This is a genomic window from Lelliottia sp. AC1 (genome assembly GCF_023278595.1).
Taxonomy (GTDB): Bacteria; Pseudomonadota; Gammaproteobacteria; order Enterobacterales; family Enterobacteriaceae; genus Enterobacter; species Enterobacter nimipressuralis.
The window spans coordinates 833,232-848,227 of sequence record NZ_CP025699.1 but is presented as its reverse complement, the minus strand read 5'-3'; the positions used below and the strand labels follow the sequence as shown (position 1 = coordinate 848,227).

9 protein-coding genes are annotated in these 14,996 nt (G+C 54.8%); 3 read left to right on the top strand and 6 right to left on the bottom strand.

Annotated elements, in window-relative coordinates; all coding sequences use genetic code 11:
- Positions 1-21 precede the first annotated feature (21 nt).
- Complete coding sequence (gene yacL, locus C0560_RS03965) at positions 22-384, bottom strand: protein YacL (protein WP_100777595.1); 363 nt, start codon at positions 382-384, stop codon at positions 22-24.
- A gap of 159 nt (positions 385-543) precedes the next feature.
- Positions 544-3,141 (bottom strand): bifunctional aconitate hydratase 2/2-methylisocitrate dehydratase, encoded by a 2,598-nt coding sequence (acnB, locus tag C0560_RS03960; protein WP_100777596.1) that lies wholly within the window; start codon positions 3,139-3,141, stop codon positions 544-546.
- Between the two features lie 439 nt (positions 3,142-3,580).
- Here acnB and C0560_RS03955 point away from each other — a divergent pair, with 439 nt between their 5' ends.
- Together C0560_RS03955 and C0560_RS03950 are read left to right on the top strand one after the other, a co-directional pair.
- Positions 3,581-5,146, top strand: coding sequence for a DUF3300 domain-containing protein (locus tag C0560_RS03955; RefSeq protein ID WP_248859676.1), 1,566 nt, complete (start codon positions 3,581-3,583; stop codon positions 5,144-5,146).
- A 10-nt stretch (positions 5,147-5,156) separates the two neighbouring features.
- Positions 5,157-5,951, top strand: coding sequence for a DUF2950 family protein (locus C0560_RS03950; RefSeq protein WP_248859674.1), 795 nt, complete (start codon positions 5,157-5,159; stop codon positions 5,949-5,951).
- Positions 5,952-5,996: 45 nt separating this feature from the next.
- On the opposite strand, the gene lpdA is transcribed toward C0560_RS03950, so the two are convergent.
- The 4 genes from lpdA to pdhR all read right to left on the bottom strand — a co-directional run bounded on the left by lpdA (position 5,997) and on the right by pdhR (position 13,077).
- Positions 5,997-7,421: a dihydrolipoyl dehydrogenase gene (gene lpdA / locus C0560_RS03945; protein WP_100777599.1), complete on the bottom strand. Its 1,425-nt coding sequence runs from the start codon at positions 7,419-7,421 to the stop codon at positions 5,997-5,999.
- 199 nt (positions 7,422-7,620) lie between these two features.
- On the bottom strand, positions 7,621-9,510 hold the full coding sequence (gene aceF / locus C0560_RS03940; protein WP_248859672.1) for a pyruvate dehydrogenase complex dihydrolipoyllysine-residue acetyltransferase: 1,890 nt from the start codon (positions 9,508-9,510) through the stop codon (positions 7,621-7,623).
- 14 nt (positions 9,511-9,524) lie between these two features.
- Positions 9,525-12,188 (bottom strand): pyruvate dehydrogenase (acetyl-transferring), homodimeric type, encoded by a 2,664-nt coding sequence (gene aceE / locus C0560_RS03935; protein WP_100777601.1) that lies wholly within the window; start codon positions 12,186-12,188, stop codon positions 9,525-9,527.
- Positions 12,189-12,312: 124 nt separating this feature from the next.
- Positions 12,313-13,077: a pyruvate dehydrogenase complex transcriptional repressor PdhR gene (pdhR, locus tag C0560_RS03930; RefSeq protein WP_100777602.1), complete on the bottom strand. Its 765-nt coding sequence runs from the start codon at positions 13,075-13,077 to the stop codon at positions 12,313-12,315.
- 537 nt (positions 13,078-13,614) lie between these two features.
- Here pdhR and aroP point away from each other — a divergent pair.
- Positions 13,615-14,985, top strand: coding sequence for an aromatic amino acid transporter AroP (aroP, locus tag C0560_RS03925; RefSeq protein ID WP_102104609.1), 1,371 nt, complete (start codon positions 13,615-13,617; stop codon positions 14,983-14,985).
- Positions 14,986-14,996: the final 11 nt, after the last annotated feature.

Below are 14,996 nucleotides of genomic sequence, written 5' to 3'. Positions count from 1 at the left end.
GAGCAAGGAAGCTCCGCTGATTTACTTCTGTTTCATGAAATCACGGTACGCCGCTACCACCTGCAAAAAGTCCTCCACGCCGCACAGCGACAGACTCTCTTCGTCGTAGTAGCTCATCCCCTCTTCCATCTCATCGCCTGAAAACTCAAGCTGATTGGCGCGCACCATGACCTCTTCCCCGTCCATCCAGAGGGTGTATTCATGTCCGACGCGCTGCCAGGATCGCTCGCTGCCTTTTACGGTTTGCGCAGCGTCTTCGACTTCGTCGAGCAGGGCGAGATTTTCTTTCACTTCTTCGTTGAACCAATGCCCGACCACCTCGTGGCCCATCGACATACGCACTTTCACCACTCCGGTGATATCGCGCAGAAATTCGTAATCCATGGTGTTTTCCTCTGCAGAGCCATTGGCGTAATTATCGCAGATAGAGAGGAGATAAAAAGCGGGACGGGTGTCAGGAGTGGAAAATAAAAAACCCCGCAGGCAAAACGCGGGGTTTTATTGTCTTGCAGGCCGGGCAGCGCAGTGCCGCCCGGCAACACCTTACACGGCGGTCTGGAAGATCACGCCGTCGGCTTTCTCGGTGTACTGAGAGAGCTTGTCGAAGTTCAGATAGCGATAGGTATCCACCGCCGTCTTATCAACCTGAGCAACGAAGGTCTGGTACTCTTCCGGCGTCGGCAGTTTGCCGATCAGCGCCGCAACAGCCGCCAGCTCCGCAGAGGCCAGATAGACGTTCGCACCGGTCCCTAAACGGTTCGGGAAGTTACGGGTCGAGGTAGAGACTACCGTTGCACCGTCAGCCACACGCGCCTGGTTACCCATACACAGGGAACAGCCAGGGATTTCGATACGCGCACCGCTCTTACCAAAGACGCTGTAGTAGCCCTCTTCCGTCAGCTGTGCCGCATCCATACGCGTTGGCGGAGCGACCCACAGACGCGTTGGCAGCTGGCCTTTGTGGGTATCCAGCAGCTTACCGGCAGCGCGGAAGTGACCAATGTTGGTCATGCAAGAGCCGATGAACACTTCGTCGATCTTATCGCCCTGCACGTCAGACAGCAGACGCGCATCGTCAGGATCGTTTGGTGCGCACAGGATTGGCTCTTTGATATCCGCCAGATCGATGTCGATAACCGCCGCGTATTCTGCGTCAGCATCGGCTTCGAGTAGCTGCGGATCGGCCAGCCATTTTTCCATACCCTGCACACGGCGCTCGAGGGTGCGACGATCGCCGTAACCTTCAGCGATCATCCACTTCAGCAGCACGATGTTAGAGCTGAGATACTCAACGATCGGCTCTTTGTTCAGCTTGATGGTACAGCCTGCCGCAGAACGCTCGGCAGAGGCATCCGTCAGCTCAAACGCCTGCTCAACTTTCAGATCCGGCAGACCTTCGATCTCCAGAATGCGGCCTGAGAAGATGTTTTTCTTCCCTTTCTTCTCAACGGTCAGCAGGCCCTGTTTGATCGCGTACAGCGGGATCGCATGCACCAGATCGCGCAGGGTAATGCCCGGCTGCATTTTGCCTTTGAAGCGCACCAGTACGGATTCCGGCATGTCCAGCGGCATCACGCCCGTTGCGGCAGCAAACGCCACCAGGCCAGAGCCTGCCGGGAAGGAGATGCCGATCGGGAAGCGGGTGTGGGAGTCACCACCGGTACCCACAGTATCCGGCAGCAGCATGCGGTTCAGCCAGGAGTGGATAACGCCATCGCCAGGGCGCAGCGATACGCCGCCACGGTTCATGATGAAGTCTGGCAGCGTGTGGTGTGTGGTCACGTCTACCGGCTTCGGATAGGCAGCCGTGTGGCAGAAGGACTGCATCACCAGGTCGGACGAGAAGCCCAGACACGCCAGGTCTTTCAGCTCATCACGGGTCATAGGACCGGTGGTGTCCTGAGAACCGACGGAGGTCATTTTAGGTTCGCAGTACGCACCCGGACGAACACCCGTCACGCCGCACGCGCGGCCAACCATTTTCTGAGCCAGGGAGTAGCCGCGAGTGCTCTCCGCCACGTCTTTCGCCTGACGGAACACATCGCTGTGCGGCAGGCCCAGCGCTTCACGCGCTTTGGTGGTCAGGCCACGACCGATGATCAGCGGAATACGGCCACCTGCGCGGACTTCGTCGATCAGCACATCGGTTTTCAGTTCGAAGCTAGCCAGCAGTTCGCCGGTTTCATGGTTGCGGACTTCGCCTTTGAACGGATAAACGTCAATCACGTCACCCATGTTAAGGTCGCTCACATCCACTTCGATCGGCAGTGCGCCCGCATCTTCCATGGTGTTAAAGAAGATAGGTGCAATTTTGCCGCCGAGACACAGACCGCCGCCGCGCTTGTTCGGCACATGAGGGATGTCATCGCCCATGAACCACAGCACAGAGTTGGTTGCGGATTTACGCGAAGAACCGGTACCGACCACGTCACCGACATACGCCAGCGGGAAGCCTTTCTTATTTAATTCTTCGATCTGTTTGATCGGACCGACAACGCCCGGCTGATCGGGGTTAATGCCTTCGCGGGCGTTTTTCAGCATCGCCAGGGCGTGCAGTGGGATATCCGGGCGGGACCAGGCATCCGGGGCCGGAGACAGGTCATCAGTGTTGGTTTCGCCGGTCACTTTGAAGACCGTAACGGTAATTTTTTCAGCAAGCTGAGGACGGTTCAGGAACCATTCGGCATCAGCCCAGGATTGCATCACCTGTTTCGCATAGACGTTGCCTGCTTTCGCCTTCTCTTCCACATCGTAGAAGTTATCAAACATCAGCAGCGTTTGTGCCAGCGCTTTTGCGGCAATCGGTGCCAGCGCGTCGCTGTCCAGTGCATCAATTAACGGATGGATGTTGTAGCCGCCCTGCATGGTGCCGAGCAGTTCAATCGCTTTTTCAGGAGTAACCAGTGGGGAGGTTGCTTCGCCTTTGGCAACGGCAGCAAGGAATCCGGCTTTCACATACGCGGCTTCATCGACGCCTGGCGGAACACGGTTGATCAACAGATCTAACAGGAATTCTTCTTCGCCCGCAGGCGGATTCTTCAGCAGCTCGACGAGGCCGGCCATCTGGGTTGCATCTAAGGGTTTCGGTACAATTCCCTCGGCGGCACGTTCTGCTACGTGCTTACGGTATTCTTCTAGCACGACGGTTCTCCTCGCTCTCATTGTCATATGCGGTCGGCGTTCTCTTCACGCTCCTGTGAGACAGCAGTTTGTAGGGTAAATGCCCGATACCGCGTCGGGCAGCATAGCAGGATTTCTGCACAGTGTTAATCCGTTTACAAAAAAGCAACATTAAATAGTTTGCTGAATCGTTAAGGATGGTATAGCGCGCGGAGAGCGGGATTTTTCAGGCACAAAAAAACCGCCTTTCAGCGGTTTACTGCTGGCCGCTCGCAAGAGCGGCCTTCTGAATATCTCACGCCTTTTTCCCCATCGGATATAATTTGTGTAATAAATGCTCACACTCTTTATCCGGATACAGCGGGCCGTTTCCCAACATTAATCAAAACCACAAAATACGGGTGAATATACTCGCGGCAACAAGAACGCCCATCGACACTGCTTACGCTGGAGTCACACTATGAAGTTGCCCTTTAAGCCACATCTGCTTGTCCTGCTGTGCAGTGCCGGGCTGTTAGCCGCATCCGGCGTCATGTATGTGAAAAGTCGAGCGCCCGAGACAGTTTCAACGCCTCCGCCCGCTGTAGCGCCCACCGCACCTCAGCCTGTTTCCCCGACACCCGCCCCGGTGGTCACCCCGACCTATACCGCCGCGCAAATCGATCAGTGGACCGCGCCCATCGCGCTCTACCCTGACGCACTGCTCTCGCAGATTCTGATGGCCTCAACCTACCCGGCAAACGTGATTCAGGCCGCGCAGTGGTCGAAAGATAACCCCAAAATGCAGGGTGATGCCGCCATTCAGGCGGTGAGCAATCAGCCGTGGGACCCCAGCGTTAAATCCCTGGTGGCCTTCCCTCAGCTGATGTCCCTGATGGGGGAAAATCCGCCATGGATACAGAATCTCGGCGATGCGTTTCTGGCTCAGCCGAAAGATGTGATGGACTCCGTCCAGCGTCTGCGGCTCCTGGCCCAGCAGACGGGCGCGCTGCAGTCCACACCACAGCAAACGGTCACCAGCGTGAAGAAAGCGGCCCCGGCTGCCAGCACAGCGTCCGGCTCAGCGTCAACGACCGCTGCCACGACGACCAGTCCAACGGTGATCAAAATCGAGTCCGCCGATCCGCAGGTGGTTTACGTCCCGACCTACAATCCCAACACGGTTTACGGCACCTGGCCCAGCGCCAGCTATCCGCCGGTTTACCTGCCCCCTTCCCCTGGCGAGCAGTTTACCAATAGCCTGGTGAAAGGCCTTGGGTTTAGCCTTGGGGTCGCCACGACTTACGCGATTTTCAGCAATATCGACTGGGACGATGACGACGATTATCATCATCATGATCACGATGACTACGATCACCACAACGGCGGCTATAACCGCAATGGTGATAATAACATCAATATCAACGTGGATAATTTCAACAAAATCAGCGGACAGCGCCTGACGGATAACAACCGCACCTGGCAGCATAATCCGGCCTATCGCGAAGGCGTTCCGTATCCGAATAATCAGCTGAACAACCGCTTCCACTCGACGAACAGCGCAACCGGTCTGAGCGCCACTCAGCACCAACCGATCAATCGCGACAGCCAGCGTCAGGCGGCGATGGCGCAGGTTCAGCAATCAACCGGGAAAACCCTTTCACAAACCCAGCGCGCGGCAACCAAAGAGGTGCAGCGTCAGGCGGCGAACAATCAGCTGAAGCAGATTTCCCAGCGTAATAACTATCGCGGGTACGACACCAGTAAACCAAACACCGCCCAGCGAGCGAATAACAAAGCGCAGCGCGAGAATCATCAGAATTTGTCACAGCGACAGGATCGACCGGCCTCACAGCCAACCCGCCAGCGAAATACGCAACCGCGAGCCAATGCGTTAAGCGGCAACGATAGCCGCTCAGCCAACTGGCAGGCGCAGCAACAGCGCGGAGCGCAAAGCCGTCAGTTCACCGCGCAACACCAGAATCGTCAGCAGCCACGGCAAATGCCGGCAGGCCGCAGCGAACACCGTGAATTCCGTCACCGCTAAGGGAATCGAAATGAAAACGAAATTACTCAGTGGGATGATGTTGTTCATGGTCTCAACCTTCGCCCTCGCACAGCAGCATTTTGCCACGCCGGACGAGGCGACCAGCGCGCTGGCGAAAGCCATCAGCGGGCAAAACGAAGCCGAGATGAAAAATCTACTCGGCGATGACTGGCGTGATTTTCTGCCGCCGGAGGGCGTCGATCCGGAGGCGGTCGACCGTTTTCTACGCGACTGGAAAGTCAGCCACCACACGGTGATCAACGGCGATGTGGCGCACCTCAACGTGGGCGACAGCGACTGGCAATTGCCCATCCCGGCGGTGAAACGCGCCGCTGGCTGGCAGTTTGATATGCAAAAAGCCGCCGAGGAGATCCTGACACGGGAGATCGGTCGCAACGAGCTGGCCGCTATTGAAGCGCTCCACGCCTACGTGGATGCACAGAAGAGTTTCTTCGCTCTAAACCATCGCTATGCGGAAAAAGTGATCAGCGCTGAAGGGAAAAAAGACGGTTTATACTGGCCAGCCGCGCCGGGTGAAGCGCCCAGCCCGCTGGGGCCAGCATTCAGCCCGCAGGTGCCGGGGACCGGTTATCACGGCTATCACTTCCGCATTCTGCCGGATAAAGACAACGGCTTTGCGATGATCGCCTGGCCCGTCAGCTATGGGCAGACTGGCGTGATGAGTTTTGTGGTGAACGGTGATGATCAGGTGTATCAGACGAACCTGGGAAATGAAACGCAGAAGAAAGCGAAAGCGATAACGGCTTATCATCCTGATAAAGAGTGGCAGCCCGTTGCGCCGTAAATAAAAAAAGCCGCTCAGTTGAGCGGCTTTTTACGGTTCGAGAGATTACTTCTTCTTGGCTTTCGCGTTTGGCAGGTCGGTGATGCTACCTTCAAACACTTCTGCAGCCAGGCCCACGGACTCGTGCAGAGTCGGGTGCGCGTGGATGGTCAGCGCGATGTCTTCAGCGTCACAGCCCATTTCGATAGCCAGACCGATCTCACCCAGCAGCTCGCCGCCGTTGGTACCGACAATCGCACCACCGATCACACGGTGAGTCTCTTTGTCGAAGATCAGTTTGGTCACGCCATCGGCGCAATCGGAAGCGATCGCACGGCCAGAAGCTGCCCACGGGAAGGTGGCGGTTTCGTAGCTGATGCCTTTCTCTTTCGCTTCTTTCTCGGTCAGACCGACCCAGGCAACTTCCGGCTCGGTGTATGCGATTGATGGAATGACTTTCGGGTCGAAGTAGTGTTTCATGCCCGCGATAACTTCAGCGGCAACGTGACCTTCGTGAACACCTTTGTGCGCCAGCATTGGCTGACCGACGATATCGCCGATAGCGAAGATGTGCGGCACGTTGGTACGCAGCTGTTTGTCCACACGGATAAAGCCACGATCGTCCACTTCAACGCCAGCAGCGCCTGCATCGAGGTTTTTACCGTTTGGCACACGGCCAATCGCTACCAGTACGGCGTCGTAACGCTGCGCTTCAGCAGGGGCTTTTTTGCCTTCCATGGAAACGTAAATACCGTCTTCTTTTGCTTCAACGGCAGTGACTTTGGTTTCCAGCATCAGGTTGAATTTCTTGCTGATGCGTTTGGTGAAGACTTTAACGATATCTTTATCGGCAGCCGGGATAACCTGGTCGAACATCTCAACCACGTCAATCTCTGAACCCAGCGCATGGTATACGGTACCCATTTCCAGACCGATGATACCGCCACCCATAACCAGCAGGCGTTTTGGTACGGTTTTCAGTTCCAGGGCGTCGGTGGAATCCCACACGCGAGGATCTTCATGCGGAATGAACGGGAGTTCGATCGGACGGGAGCCCGCCGCGATGATCGCGTTGTCGAAGTTGATCACGGTTTTGCCGTTCTCGCCTTCCACTTCCAGGGTGTTAGCCCCGGTGAATTTACCCAGACCGTTGACCACTTTCACTTTACGGCCTTTGGCCATACCCGCCAGACCGCCGGTCAGCTGAGTGATCACTTTCTCTTTCCAGGTACGAATCTTGTCGATATCGGTTTTCGGCTCGCCGAAGACGATACCGTGGTCAGCCAGTGCTTTGGCTTCTTCGATAACTTTTGCAACGTGCAGCAGTGCTTTAGAAGGGATACAGCCGACGTTCAGACAAACACCGCCGAGGGTGTTGTAACGTTCTACGATAACGGTTTCCAGACCTAAATCAGCGCAACGGAAGGCAGCAGAGTAACCTGCCGGGCCTGCCCCAAGTACCACGACCTGAGTTTTGATTTCAGTACTCATCATGACCTCTTATTGATTTCCGGCGGTCCAGGTACTTGTCGCCCTTCATCCACCGGGACGTTCTATCCGCCCGTATTTTACAAAATTGTTAACAATTTTGAAACAACAAACGGCTCATGAATTCTTGTCTTTACCAATAACCTCACAATTTTCATGAGATTACAAGACAAAAAGCCGGCCGACTGGCCGGCTTTTGCGATTACATCACCAGGCGGCGAATATCGCTCAGGGTGTTATTGATGATGGTAATGAAGCGCGCACCATCAGCACCGTCGATCACGCGGTGGTCGAAGGAGAGAGAGATTGGCATCATCAGACGCGGCACAAACTCTTTACCATTCCACACTGGTTCCATCGCGGACTTGGACACACCGAGGATCGCCACTTCCGGCGCGTTAACAATCGGCGCGAAGTGGGTAGTACCCAGGCCGCCGATGCTGGAGATAGTGAAGCAACCGCCCTGCATTTCGCCGGCAGTCAGCTTACCATCACGCGCTTTCTTGGAGATCACCGTCAGTTCACGGGACAGCTCAGTGATGCTCTTCTTGTTCACGTCTTTGAAGACCGGAACAACCAGACCATTTGGCGTATCAACCGCAACACCGATGTTGATGTATTTCTTCAGCGTCAGACGCTGCGCATCTTCAGACAGGGAGCTGTTGAAACGTGGCATCTGCTCAAGAGCTGCCGCAACAGCTTTCATGATGAAGACCACTGGGGTGAATTTCACGTCCAGTTTACGTTTCTCGGCTTCGGCGTTCTGCTGTTTACGGAACGCTTCCAGATCGGTGATATCGGTTTTGTCGAAGTGAGTAACGTGCGGGATCATCACCCAGTTACGGCTCAGGTTAGCACCAGAGATTTTCTGGATACGGCCCAGTTCCACTTCTTCGATTTCGCCAAACTTGCTGAAGTCCACTTTCGGCCATGGCAGCATGCCCGGAATACCGCCACCGGCAGCAGCAGCTGGTGCCGCTTCAGCGCGTTTCACAGCTTCTTTCACGTAAGTCTGAACGTCTTCGCGCAGGATACGACCTTTACGGCCCGTCCCTTTCACTTTCGCCAGATTCACACCGAATTCGCGCGCCAGGCGACGAATCAGCGGAGTCGCGTGAACGTACGCGTCGTTCTCAGCAAACTCAGATTTGCCTTCTGCTTTCGCGGCCGGTGCAGCGGCTTTCGCAGCAGGCGCCGGAGCGGCAGCAGCAGGTGCTGGCGCAGCAGTTGGAGCCGCAGCAGGCGCAGCGCCTTCCACTTCGAAGACCATGATCAGAGAGCCGGTAGACACTTTATCGCCGGTGCTGATTTTGATTTCTTTAACGGTACCTGCGAACGGAGCCGGGACTTCCATAGAGGCTTTGTCGCCCTCTACGGTGATCAGTGACTGCTCAGCGGCAACTTTGTCGCCCACTTTCACCATCACTTCAGTCACTTCAACTTCGTCACCGCCGATATCCGGAACGTTAACGTCTTTCGCGCCAGACGCTGCTGGTGCAGCAGCCGCCGCCGGAGCAGCCGCCTGTGCTGGAGCCGCAGCCGGTGCAGCGCCCGCCACTTCGAAGACCATAATCAGGGAGCCGGTAGACACTTTGTCACCGGTGTTGATTTTGATCTCTTTTACCACGCCCGCGAACGGAGCCGGGACTTCCATAGAGGCTTTGTCGCCTTCTACGGTGATCAGGGATTGTTCAGCAGCAACGGTGTCGCCCACTTTCACCATGATCTCAGTCACTTCAACTTCGTCACCGCCGATGTCAGGCACGTTAACGTCTTTTGCAGCCGCAGCCGCTGGTGCAGCTGCCGGAGCCGCTGCTTCTTTCTTCTCTTCCTGCGCAGGTGCAGCAGCTGCTGCACCGTCGGCGGAATCGAAAATCATGATCAGTTTGCCAGTCTCGGTTTTATCGCCAACAGAGACTTTGATCTCTTTAACGATGCCAGCCTGAGGAGACGGGACTTCCATAGAGGCTTTATCGCCTTCTACGGTGATCAGCGACTGTTCAGCTTCAACTTTGTCGCCTACTTTGACCAGGATCTCGGTGATTTCAACTTCATCAGCCCCGATGTCCGGTACATTGATTTCGATAGCCATTATTCTTTTACCTCTTACGCCAGACGCGGGTTAACTTTATCTGCATCGATGTTGAATTTGGTGATTGCTTCCGCAACCACTTTCTTATCGATTTCGCCACGTTTAGCCAGTTCGCCCAGCGCTGCAACGACCACGTAAGAAGAGTCAACTTCGAAGTGGTGACGCAGGTTTTCGCGGCTGTCAGAGCGACCGAAGCCGTCGGTACCCAGTACGCGGTAATCATCAGCCGGTACATAAGTACGAACCTGCTCGGCGAACAGTTTCATATAGTCAGTAGATGCTACTGCCGGAGCGTCGTTCATCACCTGAGCGATGTACGGTACGCGTGGCGTTTCCATTGGGTGCAGCATGTTCCAGCGCTCACAATCCTGGCCATCACGTGCCAGTTCAGTGAAGGACGTTACGCTGTACACGTCAGAGCCAACGCCGTAGTCGTTCGCCAGGATCTGCGCTGCTTCACGTACGTGACGCAGGATAGAACCGGAGCCCAGCAGCTGAACTTTACCTTTGCTACCCGCGATGGTTTCGAGTTTGTAGATACCTTTACGGATACCTTCCTCGGCACCTGCTGGCATAGCCGGCATGTGGTAGTTTTCGTTCAGCGTAGTGATGTAGTAGTAAATGTTCTCTTGCGCTTCACCGTACATACGAACCAGACCGTCATGCATGATGACTGCCACTTCGTACGCGTAAGACGGGTCATAAGAGATACAGTTCGGGATAGTCAGAGACTGAATGTGGCTGTGGCCATCTTCGTGCTGCAGACCTTCACCGTTCAGAGTCGTACGACCGGAAGTACCACCGACCAGGAAGCCGCGAGCCTGTTGGTCGCCAGCCTGCCAGCACAGGTCACCGATACGCTGGAAACCGAACATGGAGTAGTAGATGTAGAACGGAATCATCGGCAGGTTGTTGGTGCTGTAAGAGGTCGCAGCAGCCAGCCAGGATGCGCCTGCACCCAGCTCGTTGATCCCTTCCTGCAGAATCTGGCCTTTCTCGTCTTCTTTGTAGTATGCAACCTGCTCACGGTCCTGCGGGGTGTACTGCTGGCCGTTCGGGCTGTAAATACCGATCTGACGGAACAGACCTTCCATACCGAAGGTACGCGCTTCATCGGCGATGATTGGAACCAGGCGATCTTTGATCGACTTGTTCTTCAGCATCACGTTCAGGGCACGAACGAACGCGATAGTGGTAGAGATCTCTTTGTTCTGCTCTTCCAGCAGCTGGGAGAAGTCTTCCAGAACCGGCAGTTCCAGTTTCTCAGTGAAGTTCACCTGACGGGACGGCAGGTAGCCGTTCAGTTTCTGACGCTGTGCGTGCAGGTAGGTGTGTTCTTCAGAACCTTCCGGGAAGGTGATGTAAGAGAGGTTTTCAACCTGCTCGTCGGTGACAGGAACGTTGAAGCGGTCGCGGATATAACGCACGCCGTCCATGTTCATTTTCTTCACCTGGTGCGCAATGTTTTTACCTTCGGCGGTGTCACCCATGCCATAACCTTTGATGGTATGAGCCAGGATAACTGTTGCTTTGCCTTTGGTTTCTTGCGCGTTTTTCAGTGCTGCGTAGACTTTCTTCGGATCGTGGCCGCCACGGTTCAGAGCCCAGATCTGATCGTCAGACCAGTCTGCAACCAGCGCTGCGGTTTCAGGGTATTTACCGAAGAAGTGCTCACGAACGTAGGCACCGTTTTTGGATTTGAAGGTCTGATAGTCGCCGTCAACGGTTTCATTCATCAGCTGAATCAGTTTACCGCTGGTATCTTTACGCAGCAGCTCATCCCAACGACCGCCCCACATCACTTTAACGACGTTCCAGCCAGCACCGCTGAAGATGCCTTCCAGTTCGTTGATGATCTTGCCGTTGCCGGTTACCGGACCATCCAGACGCTGCAGGTTACAGTTGATGATGAAGCACAGGTTGTCCAGTTTCTCACGGGTAGCGATGGTGATCGCACCTTTAGATTCTGGCTCATCCATCTCGCCGTCGCCCAGGAAGGCGTAAACGGTCTGCTGAGAGGTATCTTTCAGCCCACGGTGTTCCAGATATTTCAGGAATTTAGCCTGGTAAATCGCACCGATTGGACCCAGACCCATAGAAACGGTCGGGAACTGCCAGAACTCAGGCATCAGTTTAGGGTGCGGGTAAGAAGACAGACCTTTACCGTGAACTTCCTGACGGAAGTTGTTCATCTGCTCTTCAGTCAGACGACCTTCCAGGAACGCACGTGCGTAAACGCCCGGAGAGATGTGGCCCTGGAAGTAAACCAGGTCGCCGCCGTCTTTCTCGGTGCGTGCGCGGAAGAAGTGGTTAAAGCACACTTCATAAACGGTCGCAGAAGACTGGAAGGAAGCCATGTGGCCGCCCAGCTCCAGGTCTTTCTTGGATGCGCGCAGAACGGTCATGATCGCGTTCCAGCGAATTGCAGAACGGATACGACGTTCCAGATCCAGATTGCCCGGGTATTCCGGTTCGTCTTCGACGGCAATCGTGTTTACGTAGTTGCTAGCCCCTGCACCTGAAGCTACTTTCACGCCACCTTTACGGGCTTCTGAAAGCAGCTGATCAATCAGATACTGAGCGCGCTCAACACCTTCTTCACGGATGACCGATTCGATCGCCTGTAGCCAGTCGCGAGTTTCGATCGGATCCACGTCATTTTGGAGACGTTCTGACATGGGGGTATTCCTTATCTATCTAATACGTTGATTTGTCTGGAACCTGTCCCATTGTGCTCTCAGCAAAGAACACAATAAGACAGGTTCTGCGTTTAGTTGCCGCGCTCTAAAAAAACTCTGGCGCTTAATCCTTTCGTTGCTGTATGCGGCGGAGTGAACGTTCTCTACGACTCTGTTCACGGCTGCGGTCCAGCAAGATTTCCTCAATGAAAGCCAGGTGACGGTGCGACGCTTCACGCGCCTGCTCCGGTTCCCCGGCCATTATCGCCTCGAATACACGGGTGCGATGATTGCTGACCAGCGGGAGCATCTCCCGGCGGGCGTACAACAATTCAAAATTTTGTCGAACATTCTGGGCCAGCATCGGCTCCATACAACGAAGCAGGTGGAGAAGCACGACATTGTGCGCTGCTTCGGTGACGGCAATTTGATACTGGACGACGGCATTGGACTCGGCGTCGAGATCGCCTGACTGCTGTGCCCGTTCAATGGCCTGATGCAGTTCGCGAATACGCACGCGATCTTCATCATTGCTGCGCAGGGCCGCGTAATAAGCAGCGATACCTTCAAGCGCGTGACGGGTTTCAAGCAGGTCAAACTGGGATTCTGGGTGGTCAGACAAAAGCTCGACCAGCGGATCGCTGAAGCTCTGCCACAGGCTATTTTGCACAAACGTTCCACCGCCCTGACGACGAAGCAGCAAGCCCTTCGCTTCGAGACGTTGAATCGCCTCACGCAGAGAGGGACGGGAAACGTCGAACTGTTTTGCCAGCTCGCGTTCAGGCGGGAGTTTTTCACCGGGGCGCAGAGTCCCTTCGAGGATTAAAAACTCCAGCTGCTGCTCTATCACATCCGATAGTTTTGGTTGGCGAATTTTGCTGTAGGCCATATTCCCTGTCTTACGCCTTTTTGCCCGGAGTAAATTGGTCTTACCAATTTCATGTTCGTATCGCTAAAGTAACAAAGTATTCACCTTCTGTCCATATTGGTTTTGATTGAAATCAGTAAACCCTGCACATTTTAACAACCTTACAGAAATAACGTTTCAGAAATGTAACTTTGCACAAATGAACTGGTTACCACTAAAAAGGTAGTTTTAACCTTATTGAAACGAGGGGATTTGCAATCTGAAGCGATTCAACAAGGTAAATAATGAAAATTCGCCCACTTATGGAGCATTTTTATTCTATAGATGGGGTGAGGGAGCGACGCGCACGCATTTACAAATGCTTTCTTTTTATTCAAGCGATCGACATCCCTTCATAAAGCAGGTGCATTCGCTGGCGCTTACCACTATTCTTGCGTCAACGGAAGCCATCTCCGCTTTTTTCGGTCAACTTCACCGTAAAGAAATAAATACAGAAAATGGACTTTCATAATTACACACGCCCGAGCGTGAACATAACAACCACACACGAGGTTTCAAATGGAAGCTCAACAGCATGGCGATCAGCTAAAGCGCGGCCTTAAAAACCGCCATATACAGCTCATCGCGTTGGGTGGCGCTATCGGTACCGGCCTGTTTCTGGGCAGCGCATCCGTCATTCAGTCGGCAGGTCCGGGGATTATTCTGGGCTATGCCATCGCGGGCTTTATCGCCTTCCTTATTATGCGCCAGCTCGGTGAAATGGTGGTTGAAGAACCGGTAGCCGGCTCCTTCAGCCACTTTGCCTATAAGTACTGGGGCGGCTTTGCCGGTTTCGCGTCGGGCTGGAACTACTGGGTCCTGTACGTTCTGGTTGCCATGGCTGAGCTGACTGCCGTCGGGAAATACATCCAGTTCTGGTATCCGGAGATCCCAACCTGGGTATCGGCAGCGGCTTTCTTTGTGATCATCAACGCCATCAACCTGACTAACGTCAAAGTGTTTGGTGAGATGGAGTTCTGGTTCGCGATTATCAAAGTGATCGCGGTTGTGGCGATGATCATCTTCGGCGGCTGGCTGCTGTTCAGCGGCAACGGTGGCCCGCAGGCGACCGTGCGCAACCTGTGGGAGCAAGGCGGGTTCTTGCCTCATGGCATGACCGGGCTGGTGATGATGATGGCGATCATCATGTTCTCGTTTGGTGGGCTGGAGCTGGTGGGGATTACCGCCGCCGAAGCCGATAACCCTGAGCAGAGCATCCCGAAAGCCACCAACCAGGTTATCTACCGTATTCTGATCTTCTATGTGGGCTCACTGGCGGTTCTGCTCTCCCTGCTGCCGTGGACGCGCGTCACCGCTGACACCAGCCCGTTTGTCCTGATCTTCCATGAACTGGGCGATACCTTCGTGGCAAACGCGCTGAACATCGTGGTGCTGACCGCGGCGCTGTCCGTCTATAACAGCTGCGTCTACTGCAACAGCCGTATGCTGTTCGGTCTGGCACAGCAGGGTAACGCTCCGAAAGCCCTGCTGAACGTCGACAAACGCGGCGTGCCGGTGAACTCCATTATGGTGTCCGCAGTGGTGACCGCCCTGTGCGTGCTAATTAACTATCTGGCACCGGAATCTGCATTCGGTCTGCTGATGGCGCTGGTCGTGTCCGCACTCGTAATCAACTGGGCGATGATTAGCCTGGCGCACATTAAGTTCCGCCGCGCGAAACAGCAGCAAGGCGTGAAAACGCGCTTCCCTGCCCTGTTCTATCCGCTGGGCAACTGGGTGTGCCTGATCTTTATGGCGGCGGTGCTGGTGATCATGCTGATGACCCCTGGTATGGCGATCTCCGTGTATCTCATTCCTGTCTGGATTGTGATCCTCGGCGTGGGTTATCTGTTTAAACAGAAAAATGCCAAAACCGTAAAAGCGCATTAATCTCTTCTCGC